Here is a 17,015-nt window from a genome sequence, read left to right on the forward strand (position 1 = left end):
TTATAAACCGAATGACTTACATGCAACGACGAATAAAATATATGATACAAGGCCCTTCTTCATACATAAAAACCCTCAAGTATGTCGTTCTATACTTGAGGGTTTTTTCATTTATTCTCTCTCGTCTCTCATTTTCTTAAATCAATAATTAGCTCATCTGTAATCTGCTCAAGATGGAAAAATCTTTTTATATAATGGATATCAGACCATTTTTCTTCTCCACCAATAATAAATAATTCTTGCGCATCATACATAAATGAAAAGCTTGGATAGAAACTGTCCGCTTTTATTTCAATCCCACCAGTACGATTACTGATAATCTTACAGTCTGCTGAATAGCTTAATAGCGTATAGAGAGAATCTTGTGCTGATTGGAAGAAATACTTCATAAGTGTGGTTATATCATCACTATTGGTAATGCACACTTTAAAAAAGTTCGTATCCTTTTTCTTATTAGTAAAAACTAGCTCAAAATGAAGTTTATTCTCTTCTAAAAACCCTTCAATAAAGTCTCTACATAAATAAGTTTCAAATAACATATACATAGGAAATTTGTTATGTGTACCCATAAATCCTTTAATGATTTCTTCGAATCCTGTATGCTGATTCAAATTCGTTCCCACTCCTATCATAATAGGGTGATTTAAATAAATAGGATACGGTGATAGCCCTTCATCTTTTAACATATACACTCGTTTTTCATCTGTATGAAGAGCTGGTTTAGACTCTTTTAGTAAGTATTGAGATAATTGAACATTTAACACATTTACACCTGCCTATCATGTCATACATAAACTGTATCTATTAAGTTAGAAAAAAGGATGAATAATTCATATTTTACCGTGTATAAGCGAGAAGAACTAGAATAGATCGCCGGCTTACATGTCTCCAGGATAATAAATGAACATCGCACCTACAAATGAAAAAACTAAACAAAAAACAGCCTCATATTTTATAACTAAAGAAGAGTTCGTATCAAGCCTTTTTTCCTCTCTTTTACATATCATTTTAAACATTTTAAATAAAACTCTATATATTACATACCCCACAATTGCCCCAAGGGTATTCGTAAATACATCATCAATATCTGTAATTCTATTATTTAATAATTGGTTTAACTCAATTGCCAATGAAAAAAAGAATCCCGCACATACGGTGTTTTTCATTTTTCTAAACTGCGACCAAATAGTCGGTAATAAAAAACCTAATGGCATAAACAGTACAATGTTCAAAAGATACGTCGTACTACCTGCCGTATCAAATAGAGTCAAGTTGATTTGACTTACACGAATCCACGTTTCATATCTACTTATATCCCATACAGTCGCGATCTGCGTCACCCTATACACTAGCGAAAGGTAGAATAGAAAAACATATACCCACAAAAAATGCAGAATAGATATAGTTCTTTTCGCTTTAAAATAAAATCCAATTTGAAACACAATACAAAACATAATAGTAAAAAAATAAGTATACAAATAACTCATCAAAACTCCTGTATCCATGTAGAATCCCCTAACTTTACAATTTCATCTATGACTTTGTTGTTTATAGGATAGGAGAAACTTTTAAAATAAAAAGTGGGGTAAACATAAAATTTTTCTTAAATCTTCAGTTGGGTTTTATTATTACTCTTCTTAGGAATCCACCATTGATAGCTAGGCAACAGTATGCTTACACTTAACAATATTATCATTTTTGCACGTAATCCTCGTAATACTTTAACCGATGAAGCATATATAAAATCATGTGAATCGTTTGTTCAGTTAAAACATGAAATTAAGAAATATATGACGTACTATAATCACTCTTGCTATCAATAGAATGTACAGAAGATGACTCCTGTTTGCATACAGAAATCATCTTTTTTAGGTTACCGATTTTTTTTATAATGTCCTTTACAAAGGGTACAAATCAAGAGCATCTTATTCCTATTCAAGGGGATCAACTATACCTTCCTCCCTTAAAATCACTAAAACCCATTTACAAATCTATAAAAGTAGATATAATATCCTTATGGAACCTTTATTAATTTATAAAGCATTGTCAAATGAAACAAGATGTCAAATTTTATCATGGTTAAAAAATCCAGAAAACCATTTCGACGAAAAACCTTACCTAGAACAAGACCTTAACTTTCAAGTTGGAGTATGTGTAGGAGATATCCAGCTTAAAACTGGCTTAGCTCAATCGGTTATTTCTAGTTATTTATTAACTATGAAAAAAGCAGGCTTACTAGAGTCTGACCGAATTGGAAAATGGACCTACTATCGTCGAAATGAAAAAACAATACGAGAGTTTTCTGAATACGTCCAAAACGAATTATAAAATGAAAGCTAATAATCAATCAGCATACTAATTGATTATTAGCTTTCACACATTCTGCTTTTTTACAGGTATCCAATGACTTCTTATAAATTGCACTGCCTGTAAAAGCAAGAAACATCGAAAGGAGAATTTTTTTTAATATATCATATCTAGTTATTCAGATATCTGTTATTGTATTTCAGATTACATACTCCTGATAATATTGGCATCCAATCATGCTTATAATAATGCTTCTTTGTTAATGAATTTACTTTCAAAATACTGATACGAATGGAGAGTTTTATAAATGAAAAAAGTAAATCCTTTACTTATTCTGACACTCGCAATAGGTGTGTTCGGAATTATTACTACCGAGATGGGTATTGTCGGCGTATTACCACAAATCACTGAAAAGTTCGGAATTTCAACTACACAAGCTGGATTTTTAGTAAGTATATTTGCACTAGTTGTTGCTATTTCTGGTCCGTTTTTAATTCTGCTCGTCTCTAGTATTAATCGCAAAATAATTTTATTAACAGCAATTTTCACATTTGTTATTTCAAATTTAATCTACGCTTATACAACACAATTTGAAGTCATGCTTGTTTTTCGTATTTTACCGGCAGCGCTTCATCCACTCTTCTTTTCAATCGCTCTTGTAACAGCTGCTAAACTTGTCCCTCCAGAAAAGAGCGGTCAAGCAGTTACAAAAGTTTTCATGGGAATTACTGTTGGTTTCGCTTTAGGTATACCACTAACCTCTTACCTTGCAGACCAATTTTCACTCGAAATGGCTTTCTTATTCGGAGCATTCGTTAACACTCTTGCATTCATTGGAATACTACTCCTACTTCCTTCTATGCCTGTTAAAGAAAAAATGTCTTTCGGCAAACAAATTCGTATACTCGGCAAACCAGGATTATGGTTAAATATTTTAACCGTCACATTCCTTTTTGCAGCCATGTTTTCCGTATACAGCTACTTCGCCGAGTACCTTGCAAAAGTAACTTCCATGAATGGATCTCTCATCAGTATCATGCTATTCATATTTGGTATAGTTATGATTTTAGGTAATCATTTATTTGGTGGTCTCCTGCAAAAAAGCATAATAAACACTGTAATATCATTCCCTATTCTATATTCTATTGTTTACATATTGGTTTATTATTTAGGTTCCTACCTTGTTCCAATGATTTTTATAGTATTCATTTGGGGAATCGTACATGCTGGTGGATTAATTGTTGGTCAAACATGGTTAATAAGTGAAGCTAAAGAAGCACCTGAATTTGGTAACAGTCTATTCGTTTCGTTCTCAAATCTCGGAATTACTTTAGGAACCACTATTGGAGGCTGGTTCATTTCAAACTTAGGTATTCACCAGCTTATTTGGAGCGGCTTTATATTCACACTACTCTCATTTCTATTAATTATAATAAAACTAAAATTTTTCAATTCTAATAGCCAGGCTTCATTATCAAGCTAGTACATTTTCAGTTCCAAATTCGATAAAGTGAAACTTTAATCAGCCCTCACCAATCGGACTTTTATTAATTTCAACGTTTAGACAGATACATAACTCCAAAACTAAAACGTTTATTGCAATTATCGATATGGAACATTTTACAAAACAACTTAACATGGTAAAATAATATTCGGACAGGAGTCCAATATTATTAAAATTAAGATGGTTCAAGTCGGAGGAAGGCACCTTATGGTGTCTTTTCTTTATTTGCAAATGGACCTGCTCAATTATTGTGTAAAAAACATAAAGTAAGTTGAATCCATTAAAATACATGAGTGACCCCTTGTTTTCCCCTCTTATTAAAGGAGGAACTATTATGGGATTTGGTGGTAGTTGTAGTAGTGGTTGTGGCGGCGGCTTTGCTTTACTAGTTGTATTGTTTATTTTATTAATCATTGTTGGAGCTTCTTGCTTCTGCTAAAAAACTATTGGAAAAGACACTCTTATATGGGTGTCTTTTCTTTGTAATAAAAAGCTCTCTAGAAAAGAAAGTTTTGAGGCTTTTACATTCAAATCATCCAAATTAGTTATTTACACAGCACTTTATTTCTTCTCATCCCTCATACTGTAATAGCCCAAATTAATAATAATCAGGAAATACCCACCCATAATTCCAGCTGCAAATGTCCACATGTACTCACGGTGTTCAATTTCATACATAATAATCGCACCGAGTATGGCGGCTGCAAACCGATTCATCATGCCGAGCATTGGTGCTTTTTCTTTTTTTACGATGCTATTTCCGAACTTTTCGATACGCCTTCCTAAAATCCAGGCGCAGTACATACTCACTAAAAGGCCGATGCTTATCCCTACAAACTGGGCTGGAAAAGGTGTCAGCAACCATCCCAATAACATCACGCCTAATAAACAATATATTTGTATGTTGAATGATCTTAATGCCATACGAATCATATTATGCTCCTTATCTTTCCTATTAATCCCATCTTTCGGACTTCAAGCTTTCCGATATATCTTTTTTAAAATGAGGGAATTTGATTTTGCTCACCATTAAATAAGCGAGTACGCATGTGCCAAATGCCACGGAAACTGGGTTATTTAGGAGGCATAAAATGAGGAGACACATTGCCGCAAATGGAATGGGCATTCCGATGAATGTTGGGAGTTTGCTTTGTTGCGTGTTAAATCTAGCAAGCCGCAGCATTCCGCAAATACTATAAGCGAGCGCACATATCATCCCGATAAACTGCAAATCTTTTAAAGCGACACTATAGGCAAGAATAGATGGTGTCACACCGAAGGTCACTAAATCCGCAAATGAGTCTAACTCTCCGCCTATTTCCGAAGCAGCATCTAGTTTCCGAGCGACCATACCATCAAACAGATCAAATACCATACCTGTAATAATGAACATAACTGCACCATGCATATCGTGAACGAAAACAGCGTGAATAGCCAAAAGCCCACACACAAAATTTGCTATCGTAATCATATTTGGTATGTAACTCATCACACGCTTCTCCTCCTTTCTACTAATTGCTTCATCTTCATTCTTACTCATTAGACTCAAGATCCTTCTGCTTTTCTTCCAATATCACTTTATTTATTTTCGTTAACGTATCAGTCATTTGCTGCAACGCTCCAATATCAATTTTCGAGAAATATTTCTCGATCAATACATCATCTAACTCAGACAATCTTTCGATATATTTACTACCGTTTGGACCGATCGTAAGGAAATACTCCCTTTTATTGTTAGGATTCACTTGTTTCGAAATCATCTGTTGCTTTTCCAATTTCGATAAAACTTGGCTCACAGCACTTTTCGTTATATTAAACGTACTCGCAATGTTATTTGCTGTCGTGTTTTCATTTAAATGAATATGAAATAACATGCTCTCTTGCTGCCCAGTAAGACCGAACTCATCCTTTAAATCTTGAAATAGTAAAATATAGAGTTCCGTATAGGCTCGATTCATTTCATTAATTACTTCTTTATACGTTCTAGTCATAGCATCCTCCATGCTTTTATTTCGTTTTGCTTAATAGTTAAGTTTACTTAACTTAACTATATTATACCGTTATGTTTGTGTAAAGGGAAATATAACTCTACACTTTACTCACAATGATACAAAAAAGAAGACACTCTTCTAAAACATGTTTAGTCGCTTCTGTCTCACTGCTTTCCTCATCCAAATACTTGGCAAGTCATTCTGAATAATCAAAAAGAAAATCAACAAAATTCCATATAGACCCATTACTGGTTAAAATGTTATAATGGAATTACCCTACATAGTTACTCATAGCCAGACTGAGGAACTAGCGTCTTATTAAGTAATGCGCATAACTAAAATAAAAAAGACACTTTACGGTGTCTTTTTTATTTATATTCCTAGGAATTATCTCTTTTATAAACAGACTCTATCAAACAGTAAAGGAGACTAACAGATGGAACATCCTGTTGCAAGAGAATTACGTTTTATACGGGTATGTCTTATCATTTTGATTATTGTCATTGCGTTTTGGGAACGGGAGAAAACTGTAGAAATTACTGATCACGGTAGCGATCCTATCTTAAACACCAGCAATATGACCCAAGTTGGTGAGAATACATTTGCATACAAAGACGAATCAAATCAAATTAAAATATTTAAGTTTAATCCAGATACAAATGAAATATCACTTATTAAAGAGTTTCGTGCTGAGGAATATTACTCAGATACAGCTAAATAAAGTAATATTGACCACAAAAGTATAATGACCACAGCCTTTAGCCATAATTACGACTAAAGGCTTTTTGTATGTAAGTAAATGAAAAAGGAGCTAATTTTATGGAACATAATAAAAATGGAATACTTGCTTTAATTGTTTTATTTTTAGGATTAGTGTTTTTTGTTAGTGGAATGGTTTATCATTTATGGGGCTCATTTTAATTTCAACTTTTAGACAGATAAAGTGAAACTTTAATCAGCCCCCACCTAACTTCTTTGCTTTCGCTGAATTTTTAAGTGGGGGTCTTACTGCCCGGCAAATAGCGGGATAAATAACTCGAATCAGAGAAATGCACAATATTTCCCCTTTTCCTTCCAAAATTAATATAATAAGATATAAAATGTAATACATATAAAGACAAATATATAGCACTCATTAAAGTGCTTCTATTTTGGAAGGAAGAAACGATGAACAAAAAGTTATTAGCCTCATTATTATGTAGCACATTCTTGTTTGGAGTATCAGCTTGCGGTTCACATGATGCGCCTGCGAAAAATGAGCAGGCGACTTCTAAAAAAACAGAGAATGACAAACTTAGCAGCAAGGATTCGCAAAAAGAACTTCCTACCAATGTAGATTCCTCTGATGTATACATGTCAATGGGATCTGCCGAGTCATTAGATGTTATAGGGACTGGAGAAGTTAAAGCACAAGGTGTCTTTAAAGTATTAGACATCGCAGTTTATAATCGTAAAGAAGAACCCATTACACTAGATATTAACAACTTTAAATTAATTGATGGATTTGGAAGAGAATATCACATTTCTAATGAATATCAATCCGTACTTAAAGCTGCAAATACGTCTACATTTAAATTTGGTATTGTTAACCCTGATGAACATTCGGACGGAAACATTGTATTCGATGTACCGAAAAACACGCGAGGATTAACTTTAAAATTTAATAATGATAAGTTAGATAAAGAGCTCCAATTAAAAGTGGAATTGGAATAGGCAAAATAAATACGTCTCCCTTAACATTCTCTACTAACATAAAAAAGTACAGTCTTTTCTACAGCAGACTGTACTTTTTCATTTATCATTTCACATAACATTCCCTAATTTTTTTGACTAGATGCTCTCCAATCACGAAAAGATGTTGGGCGTCCAGAAAAAGCTCTTTGCTTTGTAACAGATGGTTTTTCTTCAGGAGTCATTGTTTTTTCTTTAAGCGTCGCTGGTTTTTCTTTAAGCGTCACTGATTTTTCTTCAAGAATAGTCACAGCTGTTTGCATTTTCTCTAACTGTTCTTTCAGCAATTGTTGTTCAATCTTTAAATCCGTAAGTAAACGTAAAATCATCTCAGAATTAGCCATAAGATCCTCCTTCCCCCAATACACAGAATAAAATACAATATGTAGAAGGCGGGATACCGGTGACAAAAATAAGGTCGTCAACTCTTTTTAACTTCTAAAATCCTTTTATTTTTTTAAGGACCTGCTCCATTCATCCTTAAAAACATAAATTAAATTAAATCCATTAATAAATGGTCTTTATGGAAGGAGGAGTTAATATGGGCTATGGCGGTAGTTGTGGTGGAGGCTGTGGTTTCGGCGGCGGATTTGCCTTACTTGTTGTGCTCTTCATCTTATTAATCATCGTTGGCGCTAGCTGTTGGGGCGGCGGATTCGGCTGCTAAGGAGAGGCACTCTTGAGAGTGTCTTTTTTTTGGTATGTGGCTCGTATACATATTAAAAAAAATTTCCGTTCTAGAAGTACTATAATATTAGCTTAACATGTCAGTTCCCCCTAATTAATAGGTGGTTCTAGCCTATAGAATTCTTTTAAATATAAAATGAAACTATATTTCTCAATGAATAAAACAATTTAACATGGTAAAATAATATTTGGATGGGAGTCCAATATATTATTAAAATTAAGATGGTTCAAGTCGAAGGAAGGCACCTTAGGGTGTCTTTTCTTTTTTATAAATAATTATAAATTAAAATTGTAAAGGATGCTTACTACTTACAAGGAACATTTTCTTCCCTACAACTATTTATTTGAAACTAATTACTATTATAAATATAAAGAAGTTATGGATAAAGTAGTGAGGTAAATAAAACAAAATATAGATTTAATTCATGTTTCTCAACGAGGTACCACCAGCATTTTCAAAAAAATACGCTAAGCAAAAAAATAATCAGCTGTCCATATCGACAGCTGATTTACATCATTACATTTCTATTATTTATCTTACCACTTGTACAGATACTGGTTTCCACCCCTGATTTTCTACCCAATCAATATTAACCTTATATTTTTTATTATTTTGCTTATCTCGTACATTACCGTAGGCTTTATTATTACCATTATTCCCAATAAAATCGAAAATCAATTGGCTCTCTGGAACATCAACAGCATAAGAAATTGCTTTTTTCATCTCACTCCAATCTACTGTTCCTTCTTTAAATTTCATTTCAGGTTTTGCTCCTTGCTCGGTACCAATTGGCTTCCAAGAAGGATTAGTTTGAGAACCCTTTTCTTGAGATGCCGTTTTTTCTTCCTCATTATTTTCAGTTCCGTTCGTTTTTACCGATTTTTCTGTTTTTGATTTCTCTTCTAGCTGTGCTGCCTCTTTATCTTCAGTTTTCTTCTCTTCTATCTTTGCTGTTTCTTTATCTTCAGTTTTCTTCTCTTCTATCTTTGCTGTTTCTTTATCTTCAGTTTTCTTCTCTTCTATCTTTGTTACTTTCTTTTCTTGAGCAATTGCTTTCGTTGATGTATTAGAAGGGGTAAACAATTGGTATGTCACTATACCAACTGTCACTAATACCAAAGTAAATGCAATATTAAAAATTGCCTTTTGACGACGATTCTGTTGTTTTTCTTGAAATCTGCTTACTTGTCCCATTCTTCAAACCTCCGTGTTTACTTTCTCCTCTACTCTTTATGTATTATCCCTAAAATTCTTAATATTTTTATTAAACAATAGAAATAAACTACACTTTCCATACAGGATTTCATATCATAATAAAATTTGTGTTTTTTCAAGTATCTGACATATGTTATTCAAAATAGTTTAATACATTAAAAATAGATAAGCTTCTGCACTTAAGAAACTTTCAATTTTATTCAAAGGTGATTCCAATTATGTCCATATTAGATCTCCTGTAGAAAGCTTTTTAACAATTAAACCTCTTCTTCCCTTATTTATAATTTTTAAATTAAATTTCCCTCTATAGTATAATAAAGATGTTTCGTTTTCTAATGGGGTATGTCGTAAAATCAAAAGGGATTTTATCTCTTTTACCTTCTTTTCAGAGTAAATTTCACCACTAGGAAATTCTATTATTCCTAATGTAATCTTTAATTCGCTCTCATCGAAAGGCCACTCCTTATTAAGTTCCCTTATCTTTTGTATAAAGCTTCTTTTGGTTTGTCCTATATATAGCAATGTTACACTCTTAGCACATACTCTAGAGATTGCAAATATCCCCTTCTTAGAAGCTTCTTCCCTATTATAAAAATCATTTATACTATACATTCCATACCATTTAATATGTACTGTTTCTATGAATCTCACCTCATTTTTAGACAATATTATAATTTCTGAATGTTCAAATTATAATGGGCGCATAGTCCTGATTACTTGAATTATAAATTGTGCTTTTCAATAATACATTTTATTATTACTAATTTCAATAATACAAAAAAAATACAATATTATAGTTTAATTACAAAACTTTATAAAAAAACAAAGTGATGTCGTACCAAATATTATATTTTTTCAATATCAGACTACCATGAACAAAAGTTAGAGAGTTATTGAATAAAATATAATTTGTATGTACATACATTTCTTTAAAAAGAAGTTTTGTAGTTTGCAACTGAATTAAAAAACATAGATTTTTATGACTCTTTCGGAGATATACCAAAGTGGGATCTTTGATATGCACATTACTATACCGAACTTTCGGTATAGTATTTTTTTGCAGCTCCTTGATTTTTCACCAAATACGTATAAAAATCAATAGTAGGAAAATAAACTGCTGGCTAAAAGTTTACTTTCGATAAAATAAAAAAGAATCTGCAAATCTGCAGATTCTCCTGATAATGATTATATAAGTATAGTATCATCCATTTATTTGACTATTATTCGGAAAGTATAAAACAGTTCACTAGATAGCAAAGTATTTTTACATATTGTATTAATTCCTTCTTCAAAAATCCCCCTAAAAAAAAAAATACGCTATTCTTTCTGTAGAATCATAGGAAAGGATGGTATTTTTGTATGTCTATTTCTGTATTTGATGAATTATAACTATTTGCTCAAGAAATTCAAAGCTTTTTATGGACTTTCTTTTATTATATCGGTTTCACATATTTCCTCTAAAATCTCTAATACTTGCTTTTTCAATTCAGCCATTTACTTATTTTATATGACTTCTTATTCTTTTTCTTTTATAGGAATCATTGCAAGAACTGTTAAATCTGCATTCGTTAAATCTTTTATCACTTGATGAGAAGCAAATACCGGTAGCGAAACAATAAAACCATCATCTACTTTTGTAATATCATTATGTGTAACATACTCCAGAAATACTTTATTTGCAGCCGCTACAAATTCTTCATCGCCTGTTCCATCAGGGTATGATACACCAATTTCCCCTAACATAATATAATATTGCTTTTTAATACCAGTCATATCCATTGGATCAATGGATTGAATTTTGTAATTTACCATTCCAGATTTCACTTTTCTTTCAGGAATATCTAAGTCAAAAAACTCTCCAGCTTCTTCTAAAATAATATTGATATCTTTGATTGTTGTTATAGCATTAGTTGCTTCCTTAAAAAACATGAGTTGCTCTCTTGATAAAACAATATTTTTTTCCTCTTTCTTAAACTGTAGATTTTCTAAAATATCTTCTATTTCTTCTACATTTTCCAGAAAAAATATATCATTCTCCATATGAGGAATTAATTCTTTTAAGTTTATCAAATACATCTGTGAATATTTTATATTCATCTCTTTCATTTCACGTAATTTGTCTAGAAATTTTAATACCTTAGCTTTACGATATGTTTCTGCCATCATTTTCACCTCTCGTTACATTTTGTATACAATCTGTATACAGATTGTATTGGATTTGCAAGTATTAATTTTAAAATACAAAATTAATTGGTATTGTTTAAAAATTTTTATTATAGCTATCATGAATTTACTAATACAACTCCACCTATAAAGGTTACGATTCTAAAAAATATTAGATTTTCAAATATTCTTCTTCGCCTGCTGAAACTCTTACAGCGAAACGGACGAAAATCCCCATCGATACAGGGAGAAAACGGTCTTTAATATATTAGGTGTCGTTTACAATTGGACCATGTCTGATAATTAAGCCGCTTAATTTTAAAAATGAAACCCGTTAGGATTTATTTGATATGCAGAATCCCCAATGATTTGCACTGGTTTTTAGAATAAGAAAAAATCCCTTCTGAAACTGCCCTTTCTTAGCCTTAGCTTGATAGCAATGTGGCGGTACACCATCGCTATCAAGCTAAGACTTTAAAGAAGCCCCTAAACGATAATTTTGTGTTTTTTACAGCACCGAAGTTCATTTTTATAGTTTTTGGGTAACCTTTTTTGTTAGGGTGATAGATATGGGGGCTAAGTCATAAATGTTTAAAAAAGAGCTCGTCCTATCTTTTCTGTACGAGAAACAAGATAGATTGACCTAGTACTGTGGAAATCTTTAATGGGTACAGAACAAAGAGATAAATGACCTATGTGTTCTGAAATTGTTCGAAACACGCTCTTACTTTATTTAATTGATTCATTCTTTTATAAAAAAGTCTGTTCATTTCTATGATCCTTCAACTAACGCCATCCACCCATTGAACAAAAAGGAAAAAGTAAAGTTAACTCTTTTTCCCATAAGGAATAATGACTTTGTTCAGTAATCATTATCATTTTGCTAATGTAATGAACTTACTTTATTAATTTTCAACGGATACCCTCTTCATTAATCGCTTTAATTTATTTTCTGTATCCGTTTCCCCTACTGGCGTATAGATACTACACCGTAAATCCATATCACCTTGAACTTGAAAAGAAGTTAAATTAAACAACATTTTGCCTGCTTTAGCATGTCTGAATTCAATTATCATGTCTGGAGCCTTACTCACTTGACTTTCTTGCCATAAATTCTGGAATTCTGGATGGGAACGACTCATTTCTTCAATAAACTGGCTGTACCATTCATCGTCTAAATAGCGTCCATAATAGGTACGGAAAATAGCAAGAAAACCTTTCACGAAATGTTCCCAATTGACGGCCAATGCTTTTAACTCTTTTCTAGTGAATACTAAACGAATCAAATTTCTTTGATTATTTGGTATTTGTTCAAAATCTAAAAAAACATGAGCAGCTGCAGGATTCCAGCCCATAATATGGCAATGTCGATCCGTAATGATAGTTGGACAATATGTTAATTCATCTAGTATTCGTATTAAAGAAGGGCTAAGCTTTGATTGATCCTTTTTTGGACTTGTACTTTCTGAATTTGTTTCAAATGCCAGGTCATATAAGTAGTCTGTTTCATCATTATTTAATTGCAAAGCTTTAGAAATACAATCAAGTACGATTGTAGAAACCTTTATATCTCTTCCTTGCTCTAGCCATGTATACCAAGTGGTGCTTACACCTGCTAACTGCGCAACCTCTTCTCTTCGTAACCCTGGTGTTCTTCTCCGGTTTCCGGCAGACAAACCAATAGACTCTGGACTAATTTGGGCACGCTTAGCTTTTAAGAATGCCGACAGAGCTTTAAGCCTTATTTTATTATTCATTTTTAAAACTCCTTATCTTATCAATTTATCCTAGTAGTAGTTATACTAGGATAAATCCCCCCTTGTAATAGGATAAATTGACTGTAAAATACAAGTATATTATTGATTGGAGGGAATGCAAAGTGGAAAGAGTTGTGATTACTGGTATGGGCGTAGTTTCTCCTATAGGAAACGACATCAAAACATTTTGGAACAATCTAATTAAAGGGGAATCTGGTATAGTCAATATCGATACTTTCGATGTTACCAATCATAAAACAAAAATTGCGGGTATCGTCCAAGATTTTGATGCAGATGAAGTTTTAGGAAAGAAAGAAGCAAGACGTTTAGATCGTTTTTCTCAATTTGCTTTGGCTGCAGCTGAACAAGCTTGGTCAGATTCTAAGTTAGACCTCGATCGTATAGATGTAGAAAGGTTAGGCGTATACGTGGGTTCAGGTATTGGAGGGATTGAAACCTTGATTGAAAATGTTGATGCACTTAGGCAGAAGGGACCAAGAAGAGTCAGCCCAACTCTAGTACCTGCCATAATGTCTAATGCTGCTGCAGCACAAATTAGTATCAAGTGGAATGCGATGGGACCTTCTATGTCACCTGTTTCTGCCTGTGCAATTGGAAATACATCTATCGGGGAAGCCTTTAGACTAATTCGTTCTGGGGAAGCTGACGTTATATTTGCGGGTGGAACAGAGTCAGCTATAACAGACTTATCAATAGCCAGTTTTGGTAACGCTACAGCATTATCAACAAGAAACGATAATCCCACTAAAGCTAGTCGTCCATTTGATGAAAATCGAGATGGATTTGTCATGTCAGAAGGAGCTGGAATTCTAATCTTAGAATCTTTATCTCATGCTTTACATAGAGAGGCAAAAATTTATGCAGAAGTCGTTGGATATGGTGCAAGTTCAGACGCATACCATATCGTAGCTACACATCCGGAAGGTAAAGGTGCTTATCTTGCAATGAGATCAGCTTTAAAAAATGCCAATATATCGCCTGAAGAAGTTGATGTTATTAGTGCCCATGCAACAAGTACAAAAGTGGGGGACATCTCTGAAACGATGGCTATTAAGCAACTGTTTGGAAAACAAGCTTATCAGATTCCGGTAACAGCTAATAAATCTATGCTTGGTCATATGTTAGGGGCAGCTGGTGGAGTTGAAGCAATTGCTCTAGCAATGAGCTTAAAGGAAGGGACAGTTCCTCCAACAATTAACTTAGAAAATCTTGATCCATTATGTGATCTGGATTATGTACCATCTGTTGCTCGCCAAGTGAAAATAAATATAGGTCTATCTAACTCATTTGGTTTCGGAGGTCATAATGCAGCCATTGTTTTAAAGAGATACGAGTGAATAAATTTCTCTCGTAAATTTAACCGTTTACTCTAGAAACGGTTAGATTTATTTAATTAAAAAAAGGAAGAGAGAGTGAGAAAATGAATATTAGAGTAGCAACTGCATTAGACTACCCTAATTTAAGAAGGATATATTTAGAATCACGGCGTGAAAGTTTTCATTGGCTAGATAGAAATGAAATGACTGTAGAAGATTTTGATAAACATACTGAAGGAGAACATATACTACTAGCAGAGGAAGATAATCATATCCTCGGATTTGCTTCTTTATATTTACCTGAAAACTTTATACACAATTTATTTGTACATCCTGAGTTCTTTGGTAAGGGGGTTGGAAGACAGTTACTTCATGCTTCCATAGAAAAGATGAATATACCATTAAGATTAAAGTGTGTTTCTAAAAATCAAAAAGCATTAAAGTTTTATGAGAATATGGGCTGGAAAAAAGTTATTGAAGAAGGTGAGCTAGAAGAAAAATATTGGGTAATGATATATGAGAGGTAGCACCACATCCATCAACTTAAGAAATTAGGTATTCCAAAAACAAAAAATAAGCTAAGTGTTTTTATATTTTGTTTTATATTTATATAAAGGTGAGATGAAAAAAGACTTAATCCTTATGAGGAATTTAAGTCTTTTTATAGTGTTGTTATTAGGTGTCCTGCCAGCATTTCGGAAAAAAAACACGCTAAGAGTATGCAAGAACTTATGCAAAAAATAGGGAGACATCGGGAACTATAAGGAAGCCAAAAGGCGCCCCAGAATAAGAATGTATATAAAGATGCATAGAGTCATAGAAAAAGAAAAATCCCTTGTGAGAGTAAGGGGACGTCTTTCTCTTTGCTACTGATAATGAGACGTTATGTTAACTTCATATGCATATGGTATACATCCAATTTTTAATCATACATAAAGGTATTCAAATAAAAAGTCTATCGAATTTATCAGAATATTATTACAATTAAAAGGAAGGGGTGAAAACAATGAAAAAAAACGAAAAAGATTCTACAGTTATGTTCTCTTAGCATATTATTCTTAATTCCTATGGGATGTTCTAATCTTTCTTCATCAAAACCTACTGATACAAAAGAAAGTGCAACTATCCAATTAAAAGAGAAAGATATACAGGAAATCAGATTAGATTCCGCTGGAAAAGATAGCCACTCTAAATCAACAACAGACAATGAAGAAATAACAAAAGCTATCAAAACAGCTATCGAAACAGGAACACCTAAAGAAATCTCACTAGATAAACAAACAAAAGATTCAATCCACACTAACATGACAGTTACATTAAAAGATGATTCCAAAGAACAATATTTCGTTTTGATCAATGATAAAAACGAAATTACAATTGCTAAAGATACAGACAAAAAACATACACAAGGTATTTTACTAAACAACAAAGATTCTAAACTGATAGATAAATTTTTCACAAACAAAAACAGTCTTGATTAATCAAGACTGTTTTTGTTGTTTAATAGAACTTTTAAAATAACTTCCGCTAACGAAAATTATGTAAATGAGCCGTCCGTATGGACGGCTCATCGTATTTTTTGCTTAGCATGGGGTTTTTCCAAAATGCAGACGGTACCCCATGCCCATCAACTTAAGAATACAAACCAGCCCCAAAACGAAAAAATGAGCTTTTTTATTACAAATTAGCATAAAATCTTGTTTTGGGATATTATAAAACAACATTTCCCTAAAATGAAAAAAATGCTATTCTTTATATATATTTCTCCAGCAAGAATAGCGTTTTTTTATATCGATGGTTCTTCTATTTAATTACGATAGATAATTTGTAATTAGCATGTTCGTTTAGTTGAGTTAAGAATTGATCAAGGGCTTCATTAGATGGAAACTTACACTCTAGAAGATAACAACCTTCACCGCTAATTTTGAAGTTCTTTATGATATATTCGTGTTGTGTTTTTACAAATGATAAATAGGAACTGTGTTGAATGCTCCTTGTATAAATATTTATAAATGCGTGAACATAGTAACCTAGTTTTCTTTCATTCAGTTTAATCGTATAACCTTCTATGATGCCTTTCTCTTCCAGCCTTATTACTCTAGATGAGGTTGCTTGCCCTGTCAGATGGACTTTTTCTCCTAATTCCTTCATTGACGTACGGCCATTTTTCAATAACGCTTCTAGTATTTTTTTATCTGTATCATCTAACACCGTGACACATCCTTTCACATTTCAAGTCAAACCTTATAAATTTTTGATTTTATCTATGTAACATGATTTCTCTCATATTTTATACTATTGTTGAATCATATAAAAGGGAGG

General features: G+C 32.7%; 20 protein-coding genes and 2 pseudogenes. 11 read left to right on the forward strand and 11 right to left on the reverse strand.

Annotated features, from left to right (window positions below; genetic code table 11):
* Window positions 1–128 precede the first annotated feature (128 nt).
* A complete protein-coding gene (locus B9A45_RS25050; RefSeq protein WP_053512805.1) occupies window positions 129–764 on the reverse strand; it encodes a hypothetical protein in 636 nt (211 codons plus the stop codon).
* A gap of 114 nt (window positions 765–878) precedes the next feature.
* The gene (locus B9A45_RS25055) at window positions 879–1,505 is read right to left on the reverse strand and encodes a VanZ family protein (RefSeq protein ID WP_000379423.1); all 627 of its coding nucleotides are present in this window, start codon (window positions 1,503–1,505) and stop codon (window positions 879–881) included.
* A gap of 216 nt (window positions 1,506–1,721) precedes the next feature.
* Between B9A45_RS25055 and B9A45_RS25060 the strand changes: the two are divergent.
* The 4 genes and pseudogenes from B9A45_RS25060 to B9A45_RS25075 form a co-directional block, all read left to right on the forward strand.
* Window positions 1,722–1,823 (forward strand): annotated as a pseudogene (locus tag B9A45_RS25060) (TetR family transcriptional regulator); the annotation flags it as partial.
* 193 nt (window positions 1,824–2,016) lie between these two features.
* Window positions 2,017–2,328: an ArsR/SmtB family transcription factor gene (locus tag B9A45_RS25065; RefSeq protein WP_000433539.1), complete on the forward strand. Its 312-nt coding sequence runs from the start codon at window positions 2,017–2,019 to the stop codon at window positions 2,326–2,328.
* Window positions 2,329–2,614: 286 nt separating this feature from the next.
* Window positions 2,615–3,790 (forward strand): MFS transporter, encoded by a 1,176-nt coding sequence (locus B9A45_RS25070; RefSeq protein ID WP_000757550.1) that lies wholly within the window; start codon window positions 2,615–2,617, stop codon window positions 3,788–3,790.
* Between the two features lie 355 nt (window positions 3,791–4,145).
* Window positions 4,146–4,250, forward strand: coding sequence for a YjcZ family sporulation protein (locus tag B9A45_RS25075; protein ID WP_000505689.1), 105 nt, complete (start codon window positions 4,146–4,148; stop codon window positions 4,248–4,250).
* A 122-nt stretch (window positions 4,251–4,372) separates the two neighbouring features.
* Here the strand turns inward: B9A45_RS25075 and B9A45_RS25080 are convergent, their stop codons facing one another.
* The 3 genes from B9A45_RS25080 to B9A45_RS25090 are packed head-to-tail and all read right to left on the reverse strand — an operon-like array spanning window position 4,373 to window position 5,802.
* Window positions 4,373–4,744: an ATP synthase subunit I gene (locus B9A45_RS25080; RefSeq protein ID WP_000620582.1), complete on the reverse strand. Its 372-nt coding sequence runs from the start codon at window positions 4,742–4,744 to the stop codon at window positions 4,373–4,375.
* A 22-nt stretch (window positions 4,745–4,766) separates the two neighbouring features.
* Complete coding sequence (gene pssA, locus B9A45_RS25085; protein ID WP_016109370.1) at window positions 4,767–5,351, reverse strand: CDP-diacylglycerol--serine O-phosphatidyltransferase; 585 nt, start codon at window positions 5,349–5,351, stop codon at window positions 4,767–4,769.
* A complete protein-coding gene (locus tag B9A45_RS25090) occupies window positions 5,344–5,802 on the reverse strand; it encodes a MarR family winged helix-turn-helix transcriptional regulator (protein ID WP_000198950.1) in 459 nt (152 codons plus the stop codon). Before B9A45_RS25090 ends, pssA begins: the two co-directional genes overlap by 8 nt.
* 436 nt (window positions 5,803–6,238) lie before the next feature.
* On the opposite strand from B9A45_RS25090, the gene B9A45_RS25095 reads away from it, so the two are divergent.
* Window positions 6,239–6,523, forward strand: coding sequence for a YmzC family protein (locus tag B9A45_RS25095; RefSeq protein ID WP_016109369.1), 285 nt, complete (start codon window positions 6,239–6,241; stop codon window positions 6,521–6,523).
* Window positions 6,524–6,969: 446 nt separating this feature from the next.
* On the forward strand, window positions 6,970–7,515 hold the full coding sequence (locus B9A45_RS25105; protein ID WP_001035574.1) for a DUF4352 domain-containing protein: 546 nt from the start codon (window positions 6,970–6,972) through the stop codon (window positions 7,513–7,515).
* Window positions 7,516–7,619: 104 nt separating this feature from the next.
* Here B9A45_RS25105 and B9A45_RS25110 read toward each other — a convergent pair whose 3' ends face one another.
* Window positions 7,620–7,877 (reverse strand): hypothetical protein, encoded by a 258-nt coding sequence (locus B9A45_RS25110; RefSeq protein ID WP_000013694.1) that lies wholly within the window; start codon window positions 7,875–7,877, stop codon window positions 7,620–7,622.
* Between the two features lie 197 nt (window positions 7,878–8,074).
* Between B9A45_RS25110 and B9A45_RS25115 the strand changes: the two genes are divergently transcribed.
* Window positions 8,075–8,200: a YjcZ family sporulation protein gene (locus tag B9A45_RS25115; protein ID WP_000540377.1), complete on the forward strand. Its 126-nt coding sequence runs from the start codon at window positions 8,075–8,077 to the stop codon at window positions 8,198–8,200.
* A 552-nt stretch (window positions 8,201–8,752) separates the two neighbouring features.
* On the opposite strand, the gene B9A45_RS25120 is transcribed toward B9A45_RS25115, so the two are convergent.
* The 3 genes from B9A45_RS25120 to B9A45_RS25130 form a co-directional block, all read right to left on the reverse strand.
* Entirely contained in the window at window positions 8,753–9,415 is a 663-nt protein-coding gene (locus B9A45_RS25120; RefSeq protein ID WP_023901697.1) for a YrrS family protein, read from the reverse strand.
* 237 nt (window positions 9,416–9,652) lie between these two features.
* On the reverse strand, window positions 9,653–10,087 hold the full coding sequence (locus tag B9A45_RS25125) for a hypothetical protein (RefSeq protein WP_002100802.1): 435 nt from the start codon (window positions 10,085–10,087) through the stop codon (window positions 9,653–9,655).
* Between the two features lie 864 nt (window positions 10,088–10,951).
* Window positions 10,952–11,602 carry a glycoside hydrolase family 18 protein gene (locus B9A45_RS25130; RefSeq protein ID WP_016109367.1) on the reverse strand — a complete coding sequence of 217 codons (651 nt, stop codon included), beginning with the start codon at window positions 11,600–11,602 and terminating at the stop codon, window positions 10,952–10,954.
* Window positions 11,603–11,758: 156 nt separating this feature from the next.
* On the opposite strand from B9A45_RS25130, the pseudogene B9A45_RS32880 reads away from it, so the two are divergent.
* Window positions 11,759–11,906, forward strand: a pseudogene (locus tag B9A45_RS32880) (IS4 family transposase); the annotation flags it as partial.
* 598 nt (window positions 11,907–12,504) lie between these two features.
* On the opposite strand, the gene B9A45_RS25135 reads toward B9A45_RS32880, so the two are convergent.
* Window positions 12,505–13,356, reverse strand: a complete 852-nt coding sequence (locus B9A45_RS25135; RefSeq protein WP_016109366.1) for a helix-turn-helix transcriptional regulator — start codon at window positions 13,354–13,356, stop codon at window positions 12,505–12,507.
* Window positions 13,357–13,478: 122 nt separating this feature from the next.
* Here B9A45_RS25135 and fabF point away from each other — a divergent pair, with 122 nt between their 5' ends.
* The 3 genes from fabF (at window position 13,479) to B9A45_RS25150 (ending at window position 16,174) form a co-directional block, all read left to right on the forward strand.
* Window positions 13,479–14,714, forward strand: coding sequence for a beta-ketoacyl-ACP synthase II (fabF, locus tag B9A45_RS25140; RefSeq protein ID WP_016109365.1), 1,236 nt, complete (start codon window positions 13,479–13,481; stop codon window positions 14,712–14,714).
* An 83-nt stretch (window positions 14,715–14,797) separates the two neighbouring features.
* Window positions 14,798–15,220: a GNAT family N-acetyltransferase gene (locus tag B9A45_RS25145; protein ID WP_001026485.1), complete on the forward strand. Its 423-nt coding sequence runs from the start codon at window positions 14,798–14,800 to the stop codon at window positions 15,218–15,220.
* A gap of 540 nt (window positions 15,221–15,760) precedes the next feature.
* Complete coding sequence (locus tag B9A45_RS25150) at window positions 15,761–16,174, forward strand: hypothetical protein (RefSeq protein WP_000501912.1); 414 nt, start codon at window positions 15,761–15,763, stop codon at window positions 16,172–16,174.
* A 322-nt stretch (window positions 16,175–16,496) separates the two neighbouring features.
* On the opposite strand, the gene B9A45_RS25155 is transcribed toward B9A45_RS25150, so the two are convergent.
* Window positions 16,497–16,904 carry an Lrp/AsnC family transcriptional regulator gene (locus B9A45_RS25155; protein WP_000883327.1) on the reverse strand — a complete coding sequence of 136 codons (408 nt, stop codon included), beginning with the start codon at window positions 16,902–16,904 and terminating at the stop codon, window positions 16,497–16,499.
* Window positions 16,905–17,015 lie beyond the last annotated feature (111 nt).

This window comes from Bacillus sp. JKS001846 (assembly GCF_900176455.1).
Taxonomy (GTDB): domain Bacteria; phylum Bacillota; class Bacilli; order Bacillales; family Bacillaceae_G; genus Bacillus_A; species Bacillus_A cereus.

Coding starts and splice junctions, on each gene's coding strand:
- B9A45_RS25145 (WP_001026485.1), top strand. CDS start 14,798: ATGAATATTAGAGTAGCAACTGCATTAGACTACCCTAATTTAAGAAGG.
- B9A45_RS25070 (WP_000757550.1), top strand. CDS start 2,615: ATGAAAAAAGTAAATCCTTTACTTATTCTGACACTCGCAATAGGTGTG.
- B9A45_RS25065 (WP_000433539.1), top strand. CDS start 2,017: ATGGAACCTTTATTAATTTATAAAGCATTGTCAAATGAAACAAGATGT.
- B9A45_RS25075 (WP_000505689.1), top strand. CDS start 4,146: ATGGGATTTGGTGGTAGTTGTAGTAGTGGTTGTGGCGGCGGCTTTGCT.
- pssA (WP_016109370.1), bottom strand. CDS start 5,351: ATGAGTAAGAATGAAGATGAAGCAATTAGTAGAAAGGAGGAGAAGCGT.
- B9A45_RS25135 (WP_016109366.1), bottom strand. CDS start 13,356: ATGAATAATAAAATAAGGCTTAAAGCTCTGTCGGCATTCTTAAAAGCT.
- B9A45_RS25080 (WP_000620582.1), bottom strand. CDS start 4,744: ATGATTCGTATGGCATTAAGATCATTCAACATACAAATATATTGTTTA.
- B9A45_RS25115 (WP_000540377.1), top strand. CDS start 8,075: ATGGGCTATGGCGGTAGTTGTGGTGGAGGCTGTGGTTTCGGCGGCGGA.
- B9A45_RS25110 (WP_000013694.1), bottom strand. CDS start 7,877: ATGGCTAATTCTGAGATGATTTTACGTTTACTTACGGATTTAAAGATT.
- B9A45_RS25105 (WP_001035574.1), top strand. CDS start 6,970: ATGAACAAAAAGTTATTAGCCTCATTATTATGTAGCACATTCTTGTTT.
- B9A45_RS25090 (WP_000198950.1), bottom strand. CDS start 5,802: ATGACTAGAACGTATAAAGAAGTAATTAATGAAATGAATCGAGCCTAT.
- B9A45_RS25150 (WP_000501912.1), top strand. CDS start 15,761: ATGGGATGTTCTAATCTTTCTTCATCAAAACCTACTGATACAAAAGAA.
- B9A45_RS25055 (WP_000379423.1), bottom strand. CDS start 1,505: ATGGATACAGGAGTTTTGATGAGTTATTTGTATACTTATTTTTTTACT.
- B9A45_RS25130 (WP_016109367.1), bottom strand. CDS start 11,602: ATGATGGCAGAAACATATCGTAAAGCTAAGGTATTAAAATTTCTAGAC.
- B9A45_RS25095 (WP_016109369.1), top strand. CDS start 6,239: ATGGAACATCCTGTTGCAAGAGAATTACGTTTTATACGGGTATGTCTT.
- B9A45_RS25120 (WP_023901697.1), bottom strand. CDS start 9,415: ATGGGACAAGTAAGCAGATTTCAAGAAAAACAACAGAATCGTCGTCAA.